Here is a 13,734-nt window from a genome sequence, read left to right as displayed (position 1 = left end):
TCCCAGGGTATATGTCGGGCATGACGCAACCTGTGGACGCCGACGAACTGTTGATCCGCATCCGTGGGGCCCGGGACTGGGTGGAGAGCGAGACGCCCCGTGGGGGTGGGCACGGCGACCGCGGTTCGGGGGAAGGGCGGCGAGGACTACTCGACGACCTTCAGGAGCTTGTTGGGCGTGCCCTCGCTCGGGTTGGAGATCTTGTCGGGCGTCGCACCGCCGGTCAGGGCCGTGGCCACGTCCGCGGGCTTGGCGTCCGGGTGGGCGGCGACGTAGATCGCGGCAGCGCCCACGACGTGCGGGGTCGCCATCGACGTACCGGAGATGGTGTTGGTGGCGTCATCACCGGTGTTCCAGGCGGACGTGATGTCCGAGCCCGGGGCGTAGATGTCGACGACGTCGCCGTAGTTGGAGAAGTCGGACTGCTCGTCGTCCTTGGTGGAGGAGGCGACCGTGATGGCCTCCTTGACGCGGGCCGGGGAGCCCTGCGAGGCGTCGGTCGACTCGTTGCCGGCCGCCACCGCGAAGGTGACGCCCGAGGCGATGGCCTTCTGCACGGCCGCGTCGAGGGCCTCGTCGGCGCCGCCGCCGAGGCTCATGTTGGCGACGGAGGGGCCCTGGTGGTTCTTGGTGACCCAGTCGATGCCCGCGACGACCTGCTCGGTCGTGCCCGAACCCTGGTCGTCGAGGACGCGCACGGCGACGATCTTCGCCTTCTTGGCGACACCGTGCGCCTCACCGGCGATGGTGCCGGCGACGTGCGTGCCGTGGCCGTTGCCGTCGTCGGCGTTGTCATCGTTGTCGACGGCGTCGAAGCCGGAGGTGGCACGGCCGCCGAAGTCCTTGTGGCTGACGCGGACACCGGTGTCGATGACGTACGCGGTGGCGCCCTCACCGGCGGCGTCGGGGTAGGTGTACTTGGTGTCGCCCGCGGTGTCCGCCTGGTCGATGCGGTCGAGGCCCCACGACGGCGGGCTGTCCTGGGTGGCGTCGATGGTGAACTTCTTCGACTGGACGACCTTGCCGACGGCCGGGTCGGCGGCCAGGCGCTTGGCCTCGGTCTCGCTCAGGCCCTTGGCGGAGAAGCCGTTGATCGCGGACGAGTAGTTGCGCTTCAGCTCGCCGCCGTACTCCTGCGCCAGCTCGGACTTGTCGCCCTTGTCGGCCTTCTCGTCCATCATCACGATGTAGCTGCCGGCGACGGCGCCCTTGGCGTCGAGGCCGTACACCTTGCCCTCGGCGGGGGTGGCCGCACCGGCGAACGAGGTGGCGAAGACCGTGACGCCGATCGCGGTGGCGGTGGTGGCTGTCGCGGCCGTGAGCTTCAGCGAGCGGGCGCGCTTGTGAGTTGCCATGAAGAGGGGTCTCCTCGTGGTGCTGTGGGGGGATGTGGGGGGTATTCAGCTGTCGCGCGAGGGGCGGGACATGGCGACAAAGTCGCCGCGACAGCCCTCGCGGCCCGGAAGATCTCCGGGTGTTGGGACGAAACCCTGACGGATTGACGCGCGCAGATCAATACCTTCAAGCACCTGTGACTTGTTCAACAAGGTTCTGTAATAACAAACGGGATCTGTTGCACGGGAACGGACATCCAGAGGCCGAACCGCCCCAACCCGGGCCCCGCGCCGCCCACTTTCCGGCCGCACGGGGAGGCGGTTCCCGTGTCACACCGTGGCGGAGACCCGCTCCTCCTCGAAGGAGTCGATCGTCCGCGTGAAGTCCCTCGTCGACAGCAGCAGCTTGTAGATGATGGCGAGCTCGAAGACGAGCAGGAGCGCGCCGGACACGATGGTCGCGGGCATCACCGCGTCGAAGAGCGGGCCGATCATGAAGACGCCCATCTGGAACTCGATGCCGCTGACGAGGTGCGCCCGGATGCGGTGACGGAGCAGGAAGGAGCGCGCCCGGAGGTAGAGCGGGAACTTGCGCCGGAACTCCTGGTGCAGGTCGATGACCTGCGCCTTGGGAGCGGCGGCCGTCGACGCCTCCCCCTCCCCCTCGCTCCCGGCCCCGGCTCCGGCTCCGGCTTCGGCTTCGGCTTCGGCTTCGGCCCCGGCTCCGGCCTGGGCCGGGAGGGCGTACGGGGCCTCGCCGCGCGCCCTCTGGAGGTCCTGCTCGATGTCCGCCTGGGGGTTGTCCCGCAGCAGGTCCTCCATGAAGGCCAGCTCCGCCTCGTTCCGCGCCCGCCGCGCGGCCCGCATGCGCGTCTTGATCTGCTTGCGCATGGTGTGCCGGATCTTGAAGATCTCCAGGGAGTTGATGTACCGCAGGGTGTCGAGCCCCACGACGGCGAGCGCGAGCCAGATGTAGGAGGTCTCGCCGGTGCGCTCGTACTGGCCGCCCATCAGGGCGACGCCGCACACCATGACGCGGATGCGGTCGAAGACGAAGTCGAGCCAGGCGCCGAAGACGGAACCCTGGCCGGTGAGCCGGGCGACCTTGCCGTCCATGCAGTCGAGGACGAAGCTGAAGTGGTAGACGACGGCACCGAGAACCAGCCACTGCCAGTCGCCGAACGCGAAGCACGCGGCGGAGCCGAGCCCCAGCAGGAACGCGCCCCACGTGATCTGGTTGGGCGTGATGTTCGTGCGCATCGCGGTGAACCGTACGAGCGGCGTGGCGACCGGGTCGACGAGCAGCACGGTCCACCACGCGTCACGCTTCTTCTCGGTGATGCGGCGCACCTCTGCGAGGGGCGGTATGTCTCGGCGCATGGGGGTCAACTTCCTGGCGTTCGGCGAGAGTTCACCTCACGCTAGGGAGGGGTTCACCCAAGGGACAAGATCGCTTCCGTGCAACCTTCAACCGGGGGTAACGGTCCTCCTTTCAGGACGAGTCAATGGCCCCGCCAGAGCACGGGCACGTTACCCGAGCGTTACCGAAAAGCTACACTGAGCGTTACATCAAAAGGGGAACCAGCGGGCCCGATCACCCCCGTGGGACGACCGGGTGACGCGCCGTCACACTCCATCACGCCCGCGCCCCGGCCAGTTCCGCCTCGATGAGATCGGCCGCCCGCCCCGTGCCGCCCTCGCCCGCCATGGACGCCTGGATCTCCGCCAGCCTGCGCGCCACCTCGGGGTCGTCGACCAGCGCGAGCACCGCCTCGCGCAGCGCCTTCGCGTCCGCCTCCGCCATCGGCAGGTGCCGGGCGACACCGAGCCCCTGCAGCATGTCGGCGTTGCCGAACTGATCCACCGCCTGCGGTACGGCGACCATCGGGGTGGCGGTGGCGAGCCCTTCCTGGCTGCCGCCCGCACCGGCGTGCGTGATGAAGGCGTCGGCCTTCTTCAGGACCGCGAGCTGCGGCACCCAGTCACGTACCTCGATGTTCTGCGGCACCTCGCCCAGGTCACCCGCGTCCACGTGCTTGCCCACCTGGAGCACCACGTGCCAGCCGGGCAGCCCCCCGAACGCCTCGACGCACTCGCGGTAGAAGCCGGGCTGCTTGGTGAAGGCGGAGCCGAGCGAGACGAGCAGCACCTTCTCGGCACCGGCGGGCCGCTCCCAGTCGCCCTGCGCGGCCCGGTCGCCCTGACAGGCGCCGACGAACGTGTGGACGCTCTCGTCGACCCGGTCCGCGTGCGGCTGGAGCGCCTTGGGGATCAGCACGAGGGACCGCGGCGGCCGGCCGACGAAGGGGTCGGGGTGCTGGTCGATCCCGTTCTCGGCGAGCCACGCGGTGAAGCGCGCGTAGTAGGCCCGTCCGCGCTCGCTCGTCTTCAGCTCCGCGTACATCGGCTCGGCGACCTCTTCCTCGTACCCCTCCCAGGCGACGAGGTTCGGCGAGAGCGAGATCTCGGGGACGCCCCAGCGGCGGGCGAGGACGCGCGCGGGGTAGGAGGTGATGTCGTGCAGGACGAGATCGGGCTCGTCCCCCTCGTACGCGCGGGCCAGCTCCGGCAGGACCTGGACGGCGTCGTCGAGGAACGGCTCGATGTTGTCGATCAGTTCGGTGCCCCAGGCCTCCGGGTCGTCGTCCGGCGAGGGCAGCGTCGTGGTGTACGGCCGGGGCTCGGCGCCGGTCTCGGCCACCTTGTCCGCGAAGACGTGCGGAATGGCGTACGTGACGCGGTGCCCGCGGGCGACGAGTTCACGGATGACTTCGAGGCTCGGGTTCACGTGCCCGTGCGCGGCGATGGAGAACATGGCGATATGGGCGGGCCGTGGTGTGGTCATACCCCGGAGCTTAGACGAGACGATACGTATCGTGCAACACTTTCACGCCTCGTCCTCGGCCTGCTGGACGCGACGCCATTCGCCCCCGCTGCCGCTGCTGCCGCCGCCGACGAGGTCGGGCGACCCCCCGTCGGCGGTCGCGGTCTCGTTGTAGCGCGACAGGTACTCCGCGAACCGCGACAGATCCGACTCGCTCCACTCGGCGAGCCGCTCCCGGAACGCGATCCGCCGGGCGTTGCCGACCTGGGCGAGGACTTCGTTGCCCCGCTCGGTGAGGTGCAGCACGTGTACGCGGTGGTCCGCGGGGTCACGCCGCCGCTCGACGAGCCCGGCCTTCTCCAGGGCACCGACCTGCCTGCTGATCGTCGACTTGTCCAGCGTGTAGTGCGCGGCCAGGTCCGTGGCCCGGCAGCCGCCCTGGAACTCCAGGTGCCCGAGGAGCGTGAACGAGACGAGCGACAGCTCGGGATGCATCCGCGCGGCGGTGGCGCGGGCCCGGCGCGCGAAGGCGGTCATCTCGCGCTGAATGGTCTCGATGGCGGTGTCGCGGGGCGCGGCGGGCGCGCCGCCACCCCGCGCGGACGCGGCGGGGGCGGCAGGCGAGGAGCCGGCCGGGCCGGTGGCCGAGGAGCCGGCCGCTGAACTGTCTCGCTCGGTCACGATTTCACCCTTCCCGTGGATGGTTGTAGAGTACAACATCGCAGTGAGTTGCATATACCAACTACTGTCGACTCGCCGAGCCGCCGACCCGCGGGCCCCACGGCTCCGCGCCCCCTCACACCCCGCCCGAGCAACCGGAGAACGCCCATGTCCGCCACCGCGGAACCCGCCCCCGGACCGCGCGCCACCCTGCGCCACGTCCTCCTCCACCTGGTCACGCCCCTGCTCATGTGCCTCGGCATGGGCCTCGCCTACATGGGTGCCTTCGTCACCCCGGAGCCGAACCACCTGCCGGTCGCGGTCGTCGGATCGGGCCCCGCGGCCGACTCCGTCGCGCAGGGCGTCCGCGAGGCGGCGGGCGACGCACTCGACGTGCGTACGCTGCCCGACCGCGGGGCGGCCGTGGACGCGCTGAAGTCGCTGGACATAGCGGGCGCCTACATTCCCGGCGCGAAGTCCCCCGAGCTCGTCGTGGCCTCGGCGGGCTCCGACATGAGCGCCATGGCGGTGCAGAAGATCTTCACGCCGCTCGCGGCGGAGCGGGGCGTACCGCTGAAGGTCACCGATGTGGCGAAGCCGGTCGCCGACGACCCCACGGGCCAGGGCCTGTTCTTCCTGCTCGTCGCCGTGAGCATCGGCTCCTACGCCTCCGTGGCCGTACTCGGCGCCGCGGGCGCGGGGCTGCGGATGCGGGCCCGCGCGGGCCTCGTCGTCGGGGTCTCCTTCGCCGTCAGCCTGATCGGCGCGGCGCTCGCGGGGCCGATCTTCCACCTGGCGCACCACGGCCTCTGGGGCGTGTGGGCGATGGCCTGGCTCTACTCGGCCGGGGTCCTCTTCATCGGCGTGGGCCTGCACACGTTCCTGAAGCGCTGGACCACGCTGACGATGATGGTGCTCTTCGTGATGCTGAACTTCACCACGTCCGGCGGCCTCTTCCGCCCCGAACTGCAGAACGGCTTCTTCGGCGCGCTGCACTCCTTCTGGAACGGCGCCGGTTTCGTCGAGGGCATCCGCGCCCACCTCTACTTCGGCGGCCACGGCCTCCCCGCCCACGTGTGGACGCTGACCGCCTGGCTCCTCGCGGGCCTCCTGGTCGTCGCCGTCGCCGCCCTGTGGGAACGGCGCCGCCGCGTGGCACCGGCCCCCGAGCCCACCGCCGAGGAGGAGATGGAGGAGTCGGTCGCCGTCTGACGTCGGCCGGGTCATCACACGGAGGACCCGGCCCCCGGCCACCGGCCCCCGGACCTAGCGCTGGTACCGCGCCAGCACCCTGTTCCCGTCCTCCACCAGGCGGTCGCGCAGCTCCGCCAGGTCGATCGCGCCGCTGTAGTACTCCTGGAGCGCCGGGGTGGCCACCTTGTCCTTCCACTCCGGGTAGCCGCGCACCGCCTGGGCGGGGGCCGGGCGCAGATGTCCGGCCAGGGCCGTGCCCGTGGCCCAGCCGTCCTTCTCCGTGTGCAGCGCCGGGTCCTTCAGCGCCTCCTCGCCGGTCGGCAGCATCCAGTCGCCGCGCGCCAGCTTCACCATGTTCGGCGGCTGGAGGAAGAAGTCGATGAACGCGGCCGCCTCCTTCTTGTGCGGGCTGTCCTCCGCCACGGACAGCGTCTGGGGGCTGACGCCCTGCGCGAGGCCCCCGGGCCCCGCGGGCGCGGGCAGCACCTGCCAGTCGAAGCCCTCGGGCGCCTGCTGGGCGATCTGCTGGCGGTACGAGAAGCCGAGCGGGACCATCGCGTACTTGCCGCCGAAGAAGCCCGGGAGCGTGTCGGAGCCGCCCATGCCGAGGGTGGCGCCCGACGCGCTCTTGTCGGTGTTCACCTGGTCATGCACCGTGCGCGGCATGACCGCGTCGGCCTTGCCGAAGCGGATGTCGACCTTGCCGTCCTCGCCGCGGTGGAACATCCGGCCGCCCGCCGACAGGGAGAGGTTGAGCGTCGCGGAGACCGGCTCCTTCAGCGGCCAGGCGACGCCGTACTTCCCGTCGTCGCCGTCGCCGAGCCGGGCGGTGACGCGCCGGAACTCCTCCCAGCTCCACGGCTTCTCGGGGGTCGGAATCCGTACGCCCGACCTCTTCAGCCACTTCGCGTCGGCGATCAGGACGCGCGGCTCCTGGAGGAAGGGCACGCCGTAGACCTTCCCGCCGAACGTCGTCGTCTCCCAGCTCCGCTCGGGGATGTCGGACTTCAGGCGTTCGGGGAGGAGGTCGCCGAGGTCCGCGAGATAGCCGCCGTACGCGAAGTCGGCGAGGTCGTCCGAGGCGTCGTGGATGATGTCCGGCGCCTCGCCGCCCTCGAAGGAGGTGAGGAGCTGGTCGTGGACGCTGTCCCAGCTGCCTTGGACGTACTCGACCCTGACGTCGGGGTGCGTGGCGTTCCACTCGTCGACGAGTGCCTTGTTGGCGTCGACGGACTCCTTCTGCCAGGCCAGGGACTGGAACTGGAGGGTGATCCGGCCGTCGTCCTCGCCCGGGTCGCCGCTGCAGCCGGCGAGCAGCAGGGTGAGCGCGGTGGCGGCGCCGAGGAGCCGGCCGCGGCGGAGGCGGAACCGCGGGGTGCGCATCAGGCCTTCACCGCCCCGGCCAGCATGCCGCCCGTGATCCGCTTCTGGATGATCGCGAAGATGACGAGCGAGGGGATGGTCGCGAGGAAGGCCGCCGCGGCGAGCGGGCCGAGGTCCGCGACGCCCTCCGCGCCGATGAAGCGGTTGAGGATGACCGGCAACGTCTGCTTCTCCGGGGTCTTGAGCAGGACGAGCGCGAAGAAGAACTCGTTCCACGCGGTGATGAAGGCGAACATCGCCGTGGCCACGATGCCGGGCGCGAGGAGCGGTGCGACGACCGAGACGAACGTCCGCGCCCTGCTCGCGCCGTCCACCGCCGCCGCCTCTTCGAGCTCGGCGGGCACCGCCCTGACGTATCCCACGAGCATCCACAGCGCGAAGGGCAGCGACCACACCACGTAGACCAGGACCAGGCCGAGCAGTGAGTTGATCAGGTGCAGGTTCTTCAGGATCAGGAAGAGCGGGATGATGATCAGGACGAACGGGAACGCCTGGCTGATCACCACCCAGCCGGTGGCCGCCTTCGCGAGGCGGTTGCGGTGCCGCGCCATGACGTACGCCATCGGGGTCGCGATGACGACCGCGATCAGGGCCGCGCTGAGCGCCGCGACCAGGGAGTTGCCCGCGGCCCGCAGCAGCGGCTGCTCGTCGAAGGCCTGGCGGAAGTTCTCCAGGGTCGGGTCCTCCGGGACCCACGTGGGGTGGAGGCTGCCCAGCTCCCGTGCCGGCTTGAACGCCGTGGAGATCAGCCAGAGGAACGGGAAGGCCAGGAAGACGAGATAGGCGGCGAGCGCCGCGTACTGCGCGGCGCGCGTGCTCTTCTTCGTGCGCATCATGCCTCGTCGCCTCCCTTCAGACGGCCCGCCAGATAGCAGGCGAGGATCACGGAGATCACGGCGACCATGACGCAGCCCATGGCCGCGGCGTACCCGAACTGGCCGTAGCGGAAGGCCTCTTCGTAGGCGAAGAGCATGGGCAGGCGGGTACGGCCGCCGGGGCCGCCCTGGGTGAGGACGTAGACCAGGGCGAAGGAGTTGAAGTTCCAGATGAAGTTCAGCGCGGTGATGGCGAGGGCGATCGGCCTGATCGCGGGCCAGGTGACGGTGCGGAACCGGCGCCAGGCCCCCGCACCGTCCATCGCCGCGGCCTCGTGCAGCTCGCGCGGGGTGTTCTGGAGCCCGGCGAGCAGGGCGACGGTGGTCTGCGGCATGCCCGCCCAGATGCCGACGACGATCACGGCGAGGAGCGCGGTGGCCGTACCGGTCAGCCAGTCCTCGCCGTCCCCGAGGCCGAGGCCGGAGAGCGTTTCGTTGAGGACGCCGGCGTCCGGGTGGTAGACGAGCCGCCACATGATGCCGACGACGACCTCGGGCATCGCCCACGGGATGATCGCGAGCGCCCGCGCCAGCCAGCGCATCCGCAGCGGCTGGTTGAGCAGCAGGGCGAGGCCGAGCGCGAGGAGGAACTGCGGCACGGTGACGCCGAACGCCCACAGCAGGCCGATCCGGAACGAGTCCCAGAACAGCGTGTCGTGCAGCAGGTCCCGGAAGTTGAGCGCGCCGATCCACTGGGTGGGCTCCGTGCGGCCCGACTGGGAGTCGGTGAAGGCCAGGGCGATGCCGTAGAGGAGCGGGCCGACGCTGAGGACGAGGATCGGGATCAGCGCGGGCAGCACGAGGAACCACGCGCCGTGGTCCGGCCGTCCGGATCGCTGCGCGCCTCTCGCTGACCGCTTCGTTGCGGTCGCCAATGTCACGGGATCGGCTCCTTTGGGCGGCTGGTGCGGGTCCGGCCGCCCTGGCGGCCCCCGTCATCGTGCTGATGTGATCTTGATACGTCAAGCGGCTGCACGGCCCGCGCACACGCCTTGGCCAGTGCGAATGCGAGACTGTCGGCGATCCGGGTGATCGGGTGACGGATGCGGGAGGCATGGGATGGACGAGGCGCGGGCGCGGTACGTGCTGGACGCGGCGGCTCTGGGGGTTCCGGCGGGTGGGGCCGAGCTGATCGCCCTCGGCGAGAACGCGGTGTTCGCCGCCGGGCAGCTCGTCGTCAAGGTCGGGCGCGCCTCCCCCGAGCTGCTCGACCGGGCCCGGCGGGAACTCGCCGTCGCCCGGTGGCTCGAACAGGCCGGCGTCCCCGCCGTGCGCGCCGCCGAAGGCGAGGCCCGCCTCGTGGACGGCCATCCGGTCACGGTCTGGCACCGGCTCCCGGAGGCCGTGCGCCCCGCGGAGCCGCGTGACGTGGCCGCGCTCATCCGTCTCGTACACGCCCTCGAACCCCCCTCCTTCGATCTGCCCCGCCGCGAACTGCTCGGTGGTGTCGAGCGCTGGCTGCGGCTCGCGGGCGACGCCATCGACCCGGCCGACGCGGACTACCTCCGGCAGCGCAGGGACGGCTTCGCCACCGCCGCCGCCGCGCTGACCCCGCACCTCCCCCCGGGCCCGATCCACGGCGACGCGCTGCCCCGCAACGTCCTTCTCGGCCCCGACGGCCCCGTACTCGTGGACCTGGAGACCTTCTCCTTCGACCTGCGCGAGCACGACCTGGTCGTCATGGCGCTCTCCCGCGACCGCTACGGCCTCCCGGCCGGGGCCTACGACGGCTTCGTGTCGACGTACGGCTGGGACGTGCGCGAGTGGGACGGGTGTGCCGTCCTGCGCGGGGCCCGCGAGACCGCGAGCTGCGCCTGGGTGGCCCAGCACGCGCCCGCCAACCCCGGGGCCCTGGCGGAGTTCCGCCGGCGGGTGGCCTCCCTCAGGGACGGCGACCCCGAGGTCCGCTGGTACCCCTTCTGAGCCGGGCGCAACCGGCGCGGCCGAACGGCCGCCTCAGCCCTCCCGCAGGGGCCACACCCCGTCCACCACGGCGTCCGCGTTGCCCTTGCCGCGCAGGAAGGTCTGGAAGTCCGCCGCCCACTCCGCGTACCACTCGGTCTGGCGGCGGTGCAGCTCCGCCGGGCCGAGTGTGGCGATCTTGGGGTGGCGGCCGGCTATCGCGCGGGCCAGGCGGACCGCCGCGAGGGCGTCGGCCAGGGCGTCGTGGGCCGTTTCGAGGACCACGCCGTACTCCGTGCAGACCGCTTCCAGGTTCCGCTTGCCCCTGCGGTAGCGGTCCGCGCGGCGGTCGATCGTGTACGGGTCGATGACCGGGCCCGGCTCGGCGCCGCCGAGGCGCTCGCTCAGGGATGGCAGGCCATGCCTCCGCAGCTCGGCGGAGAGCAGGCTCAGGTCGAAGACCGCGTTGTACGCCACGACCGGGACGCCCGACAGCCAGTACGACGTGAGGACGTCGGCCACCGCTCCCGCCACCTCGTCGGCGGGTCTGCCGTCGGCCGCCGCGCGTTCATCGGTGATGCCGTGCACGGCCACCGCGTCGGCCGGTATCGGAACGCCCGGGTCCGCGAGCCAGGTGCGGTGCCCCAGCGTCTCACCGGCCTTGAGCTCGACCACCGCCGCGGTGACGATGCGCGACTCGGCCGGATCTGTGCCTGTGGTCTCCAGGTCGAACCCGACCATCAGCTCTTGGTGCCAGCCCATGGCCGCCCCCTTCTTCGTGGTGCTTTCCCCCAGTGACCACAACGATCGCATGCACCACTGACAACGGGAGGACCACGTTCCGCTCAGCCCGCCGCACCCCCGTTCACGACACCGGACGCGAGTCCGCCCACGCCAGTTCGAACTCCTCCCGGTAGGTAGCGAAAAGGCCGCCTTCGCCCGGATCGTCCGACTTCACCACCCGGCCCCCGCCGCGCAGCACGAGCACCGGCGCCTCCATCCCCCGCGTCCTGCGCAAGTACGACTGGACGACGGCTATGCCGTCCGAACCGTCCCCGTCGACCAGGTACGCGGTGAAGCGCGGCGTCTCGTCGAAGACCTGGATCTCGAAGGCACCGGGGTCCCGCAGGCGCGCCCTGACCCGGCGCATGTGCAGGATGTTCATCTCGACCGTGCGGCTCAACTCACCCCTTTTGATGCCCAGTTCCCGCTCGCGGCGCTTGACCGCGCTGCTCGCCGGGTTGAGGAAGAGCAGCCGCGCCCGGCAGCCCGAGTCGGCGAGCCTGACGAGACGGCGCCCGGAGAAGTTCTGCGCGAGGAGGTTGAGGCCGATCCCGATGGCGTCGAGGCGGCGGGCACCGCCGAAGATGTCCTCCGCGGGGAACTGCCGCAGCAGCCGCACCCGGTCGGGATGGACGGCGACCACGTCCGCGTACCGGTCGCCCACCAGGTCCTCGACGGCGTCGACGGGCAGGCGCCGCGCGGAGGGCGTGTCGGTGCCCGCGCCGAGGATGTCGAGCAGCCTGGCGGAGGCGCGCTCGGCCTGGGCGAGGACCGCCTCGGAGAGCGCGCGGTTGCGCGAGACGACGTTGCGGGTGACCTCCAGCTCGTCGAGCGCCAGCTCGACGTCGCGCCGCTCGTCGAGGTACGGCTCGAAGCACGGCCAGTGCTGCACCATCAGCTCGCGCAGCTGGGGCAGTGTCAGGAAGCTGAGGACGTTGTCGTCGGCGGGGTCGAGCAGGTACCCCTTGCGGCGGCTCACCTCGCGCACGGCGACCGCCCGCTGGACCCACTCCTGCCCGGCCGGCCCGGCGGCGGCGACGACCCAGTCGTCGGCGTGCACCGGTTCGTAGACCGGGCGCAGAACAGCGGCCACGACCGCGCGCAGCCGCTGTTCCACCAGATTCAGCCAGATGTAGGCACGCCCGGCGCGCTGGGCGCGCGTACGGACCTCGCGCCAGGCGTCGGCGTCCCACTCCAGCTCCGGACCTATCTGGGACGCCGTCTCCATCGGCCGTGCCAGTGACACCGCTCCGGCGGGTACGTCCGCGGAGCCCCCCTCGTGACCCTCGTCACCTGGGGGCAGCTCCCGCCCACCCGAGCTCACCCGTGCACCTGCCTTCCGCTCCCCGCACACTCCCCCGGTCAACGATCAAGGAAGGGTACTCCGGGAGCGGCGGGCGGTGCAGCCCGATGGGCAGTGTGGCCCGTCAACCGCCGAGGGGCGGCTGACCGTTCTGGCCCGCGAGGTCCTGCGGAGTGAGCGGGCTCATGGCGGTGACGTCGCGCGCGGCCAGCGAGAAGCCCTGCCAGTGGACCGGCATCGGCTGCTGGTCCTCGTCGCGCGCGATGTGGTGGAAGCCGATGTGCACCCAGGTCACGGGGTGCGTCATCGTCTGGCCGTTGACCCACTTGTCGACGCTGGTGGGCGCGGAGTTCGCGCAGCCGGGGTTGTTGCTCGCGTACTGCTCGCACTTCTTGTACTGCGTGAAGTACACGTCGTGCTTGGTGAACTCGCGGCCCGCGTGCTTGTTGCTGGCTCCCGGCACGATCTCGTACGACCTGGGGTGGCCGTCCTTGTTCTTGCCCGCGCCGCTGACCACGCGCCACCAGCGCATGTCCTTGCGGTCGCCCGCGAGCTCCTTGGTGACCTTGGTGCGGGTGGTCTTCGTCTTGGGGCTGCCCTGGCCGGTGGGCGGGGTGACCTTGGAGTCGTACTGCTCGACCTTGGCCTTCGGGGAGCCGTCGAGGCCGAAGTTCAGCCGCCAGAAGACGTTGTGGGCGTGGCTCTCGGCCTTGGCCTGGTCGCCCTTGCCGATGGGCCAGCCGCGGCTGTCGCCGCCGTCGTAGTCGTACGGCGAGAGGCTGCCGGTCGCGCCCACGTTGGAGGTGATCGTGCCGTCGGAGGAGAAGCGCCACTCGGTGATGTACTCGTACCAGGAGGCCTTGTTGACGGTGTAGACGAGCAGGTCCTTGCCCTGGCCCGTGTAGACCTTGCCGGTGCCGCCGGTGCTCTGGTCGTCGTTCAGGCGGTAGGCGTGGCCACGCGCGCGTGTGGTGGTGCACAGGCCCTTGACGTCACCGCGGTGCGGGACCTTGACGGTCTTGATGGTGCCGCCGGGGCACTCGCTGGTCTTGAGGTTCTGCAGGGCCTGGCCGAAGTCGGTGCCGGTGACGTCGTCGTACTCGGCCTCGCCGTCGTCGTAGGGGACGTGCACCTGGGCGAGGCGGGCGCTGGTCAGGACGGGTATCGGCTTGGGCTCGCCCTTGGGCTGGTAGCTGACCTTGTCGAGTATCAGCCCGGAGAGCGTGTTGTAGTGCCAGCACATGCGCCAGGTCGTGCCGCCGTCGAGGGTCTGCTCGATCTTGTAGGCGTCACTGCAGTCGGCCGCCGCGGTCGGGGCGCTGGGCGCCTGCGGTGCGGCGGATGCGGGTGTGGTGGCGCTCAGGGCGCCGCCGATCAGCGCGGAGACCGCGACGGCCATGCCGGCCCGGCCGCGGGCGCGCGAAAGTCTGTTGACGTGCATTGCGGAGTGAACTCCCTCGTACGAGGAGAAAGACG

At 71.1% G+C, this 13,734-nt stretch carries 11 protein-coding genes and 1 pseudogene; 2 read left to right on the top strand and 10 right to left on the bottom strand.

What is annotated here, in order from left to right; all coding sequences use genetic code 11:
• Positions 1-146 precede the first annotated feature (146 nt).
• The 4 genes and pseudogenes from AB0I16_RS31590 to AB0I16_RS31575 all read right to left on the bottom strand — a co-directional run bounded on the left by AB0I16_RS31590 (position 147) and on the right by AB0I16_RS31575 (position 4,695).
• Positions 147-1,355: a S8 family peptidase gene (locus AB0I16_RS31590; RefSeq protein ID WP_363253075.1), complete on the bottom strand. Its 1,209-nt coding sequence runs from the start codon at positions 1,353-1,355 to the stop codon at positions 147-149.
• Between the two features lie 309 nt (positions 1,356-1,664).
• Positions 1,665-2,714 carry a CDP-alcohol phosphatidyltransferase family protein gene (locus tag AB0I16_RS31585; RefSeq protein ID WP_363253074.1) on the bottom strand — a complete coding sequence of 350 codons (1,050 nt, stop codon included), beginning with the start codon at positions 2,712-2,714 and terminating at the stop codon, positions 1,665-1,667.
• A gap of 256 nt (positions 2,715-2,970) precedes the next feature.
• Positions 2,971-4,258, bottom strand: a pseudogene (gene mgt, locus AB0I16_RS31580) (macrolide-inactivating glycosyltransferase).
• Positions 4,222-4,695, bottom strand: coding sequence for a MarR family winged helix-turn-helix transcriptional regulator (locus AB0I16_RS31575; RefSeq protein WP_363253078.1), 474 nt, complete (start codon positions 4,693-4,695; stop codon positions 4,222-4,224). Before AB0I16_RS31575 ends, mgt begins: the two are co-directional and overlap by 37 nt.
• 291 nt (positions 4,696-4,986) lie before the next feature.
• Between AB0I16_RS31575 and AB0I16_RS31570 the strand changes: the two genes are divergently transcribed.
• On the top strand, positions 4,987-6,030 hold the full coding sequence (locus AB0I16_RS31570) for a hypothetical protein (protein WP_363253073.1): 1,044 nt from the start codon (positions 4,987-4,989) through the stop codon (positions 6,028-6,030).
• Between the two features lie 54 nt (positions 6,031-6,084).
• On the opposite strand, the gene AB0I16_RS31565 is transcribed toward AB0I16_RS31570, so the two are convergent.
• The 3 genes from AB0I16_RS31565 to AB0I16_RS31555 are packed head-to-tail and all read right to left on the bottom strand — an operon-like array spanning position 6,085 to position 9,151.
• Positions 6,085-7,395: a sugar ABC transporter substrate-binding protein gene (locus AB0I16_RS31565; protein ID WP_363253072.1), complete on the bottom strand. Its 1,311-nt coding sequence runs from the start codon at positions 7,393-7,395 to the stop codon at positions 6,085-6,087.
• The gene (locus AB0I16_RS31560; protein ID WP_363253077.1) at positions 7,395-8,228 is read right to left on the bottom strand and encodes a carbohydrate ABC transporter permease; all 834 of its coding nucleotides are present in this window, start codon (positions 8,226-8,228) and stop codon (positions 7,395-7,397) included. The genes AB0I16_RS31565 and AB0I16_RS31560 overlap by 1 nt, the downstream gene beginning before the upstream one ends.
• Complete coding sequence (locus tag AB0I16_RS31555) at positions 8,228-9,151, bottom strand: sugar ABC transporter permease (protein ID WP_363253071.1); 924 nt, start codon at positions 9,149-9,151, stop codon at positions 8,228-8,230. The genes AB0I16_RS31560 and AB0I16_RS31555 overlap by 1 nt, the downstream gene beginning before the upstream one ends.
• Before the next feature lie 178 nt (positions 9,152-9,329).
• Between AB0I16_RS31555 and AB0I16_RS31550 the strand changes: the two genes are divergently transcribed.
• Positions 9,330-10,193 (top strand): aminoglycoside phosphotransferase family protein, encoded by an 864-nt coding sequence (locus AB0I16_RS31550; RefSeq protein WP_363253070.1) that lies wholly within the window; start codon positions 9,330-9,332, stop codon positions 10,191-10,193.
• A gap of 33 nt (positions 10,194-10,226) precedes the next feature.
• Here AB0I16_RS31550 and AB0I16_RS31545 read toward each other — a convergent pair whose 3' ends face one another.
• From AB0I16_RS31545 to AB0I16_RS31535, 3 genes are all read right to left on the bottom strand, one after another.
• The gene (locus AB0I16_RS31545) at positions 10,227-10,934 is read right to left on the bottom strand and encodes a 3'-5' exonuclease (RefSeq protein WP_363253069.1); all 708 of its coding nucleotides are present in this window, start codon (positions 10,932-10,934) and stop codon (positions 10,227-10,229) included.
• A gap of 103 nt (positions 10,935-11,037) precedes the next feature.
• Entirely contained in the window at positions 11,038-12,279 is a 1,242-nt protein-coding gene (locus AB0I16_RS31540) for an SAV2148 family HEPN domain-containing protein (protein ID WP_363253068.1), read from the bottom strand.
• Positions 12,280-12,382: 103 nt separating this feature from the next.
• Positions 12,383-13,699, bottom strand: coding sequence for a copper amine oxidase (locus AB0I16_RS31535; protein WP_363253067.1), 1,317 nt, complete (start codon positions 13,697-13,699; stop codon positions 12,383-12,385).
• Positions 13,700-13,734 lie beyond the last annotated feature (35 nt).

The organism is Streptomyces sp. NPDC050703, from assembly GCF_040654435.1.
Lineage (GTDB): Bacteria > Actinomycetota > Actinomycetes > Streptomycetales > Streptomycetaceae > Streptomyces.
Note: the sequence above shows the minus strand (reverse complement) of the source record. Positions and strands in the feature narration are given on the sequence as shown.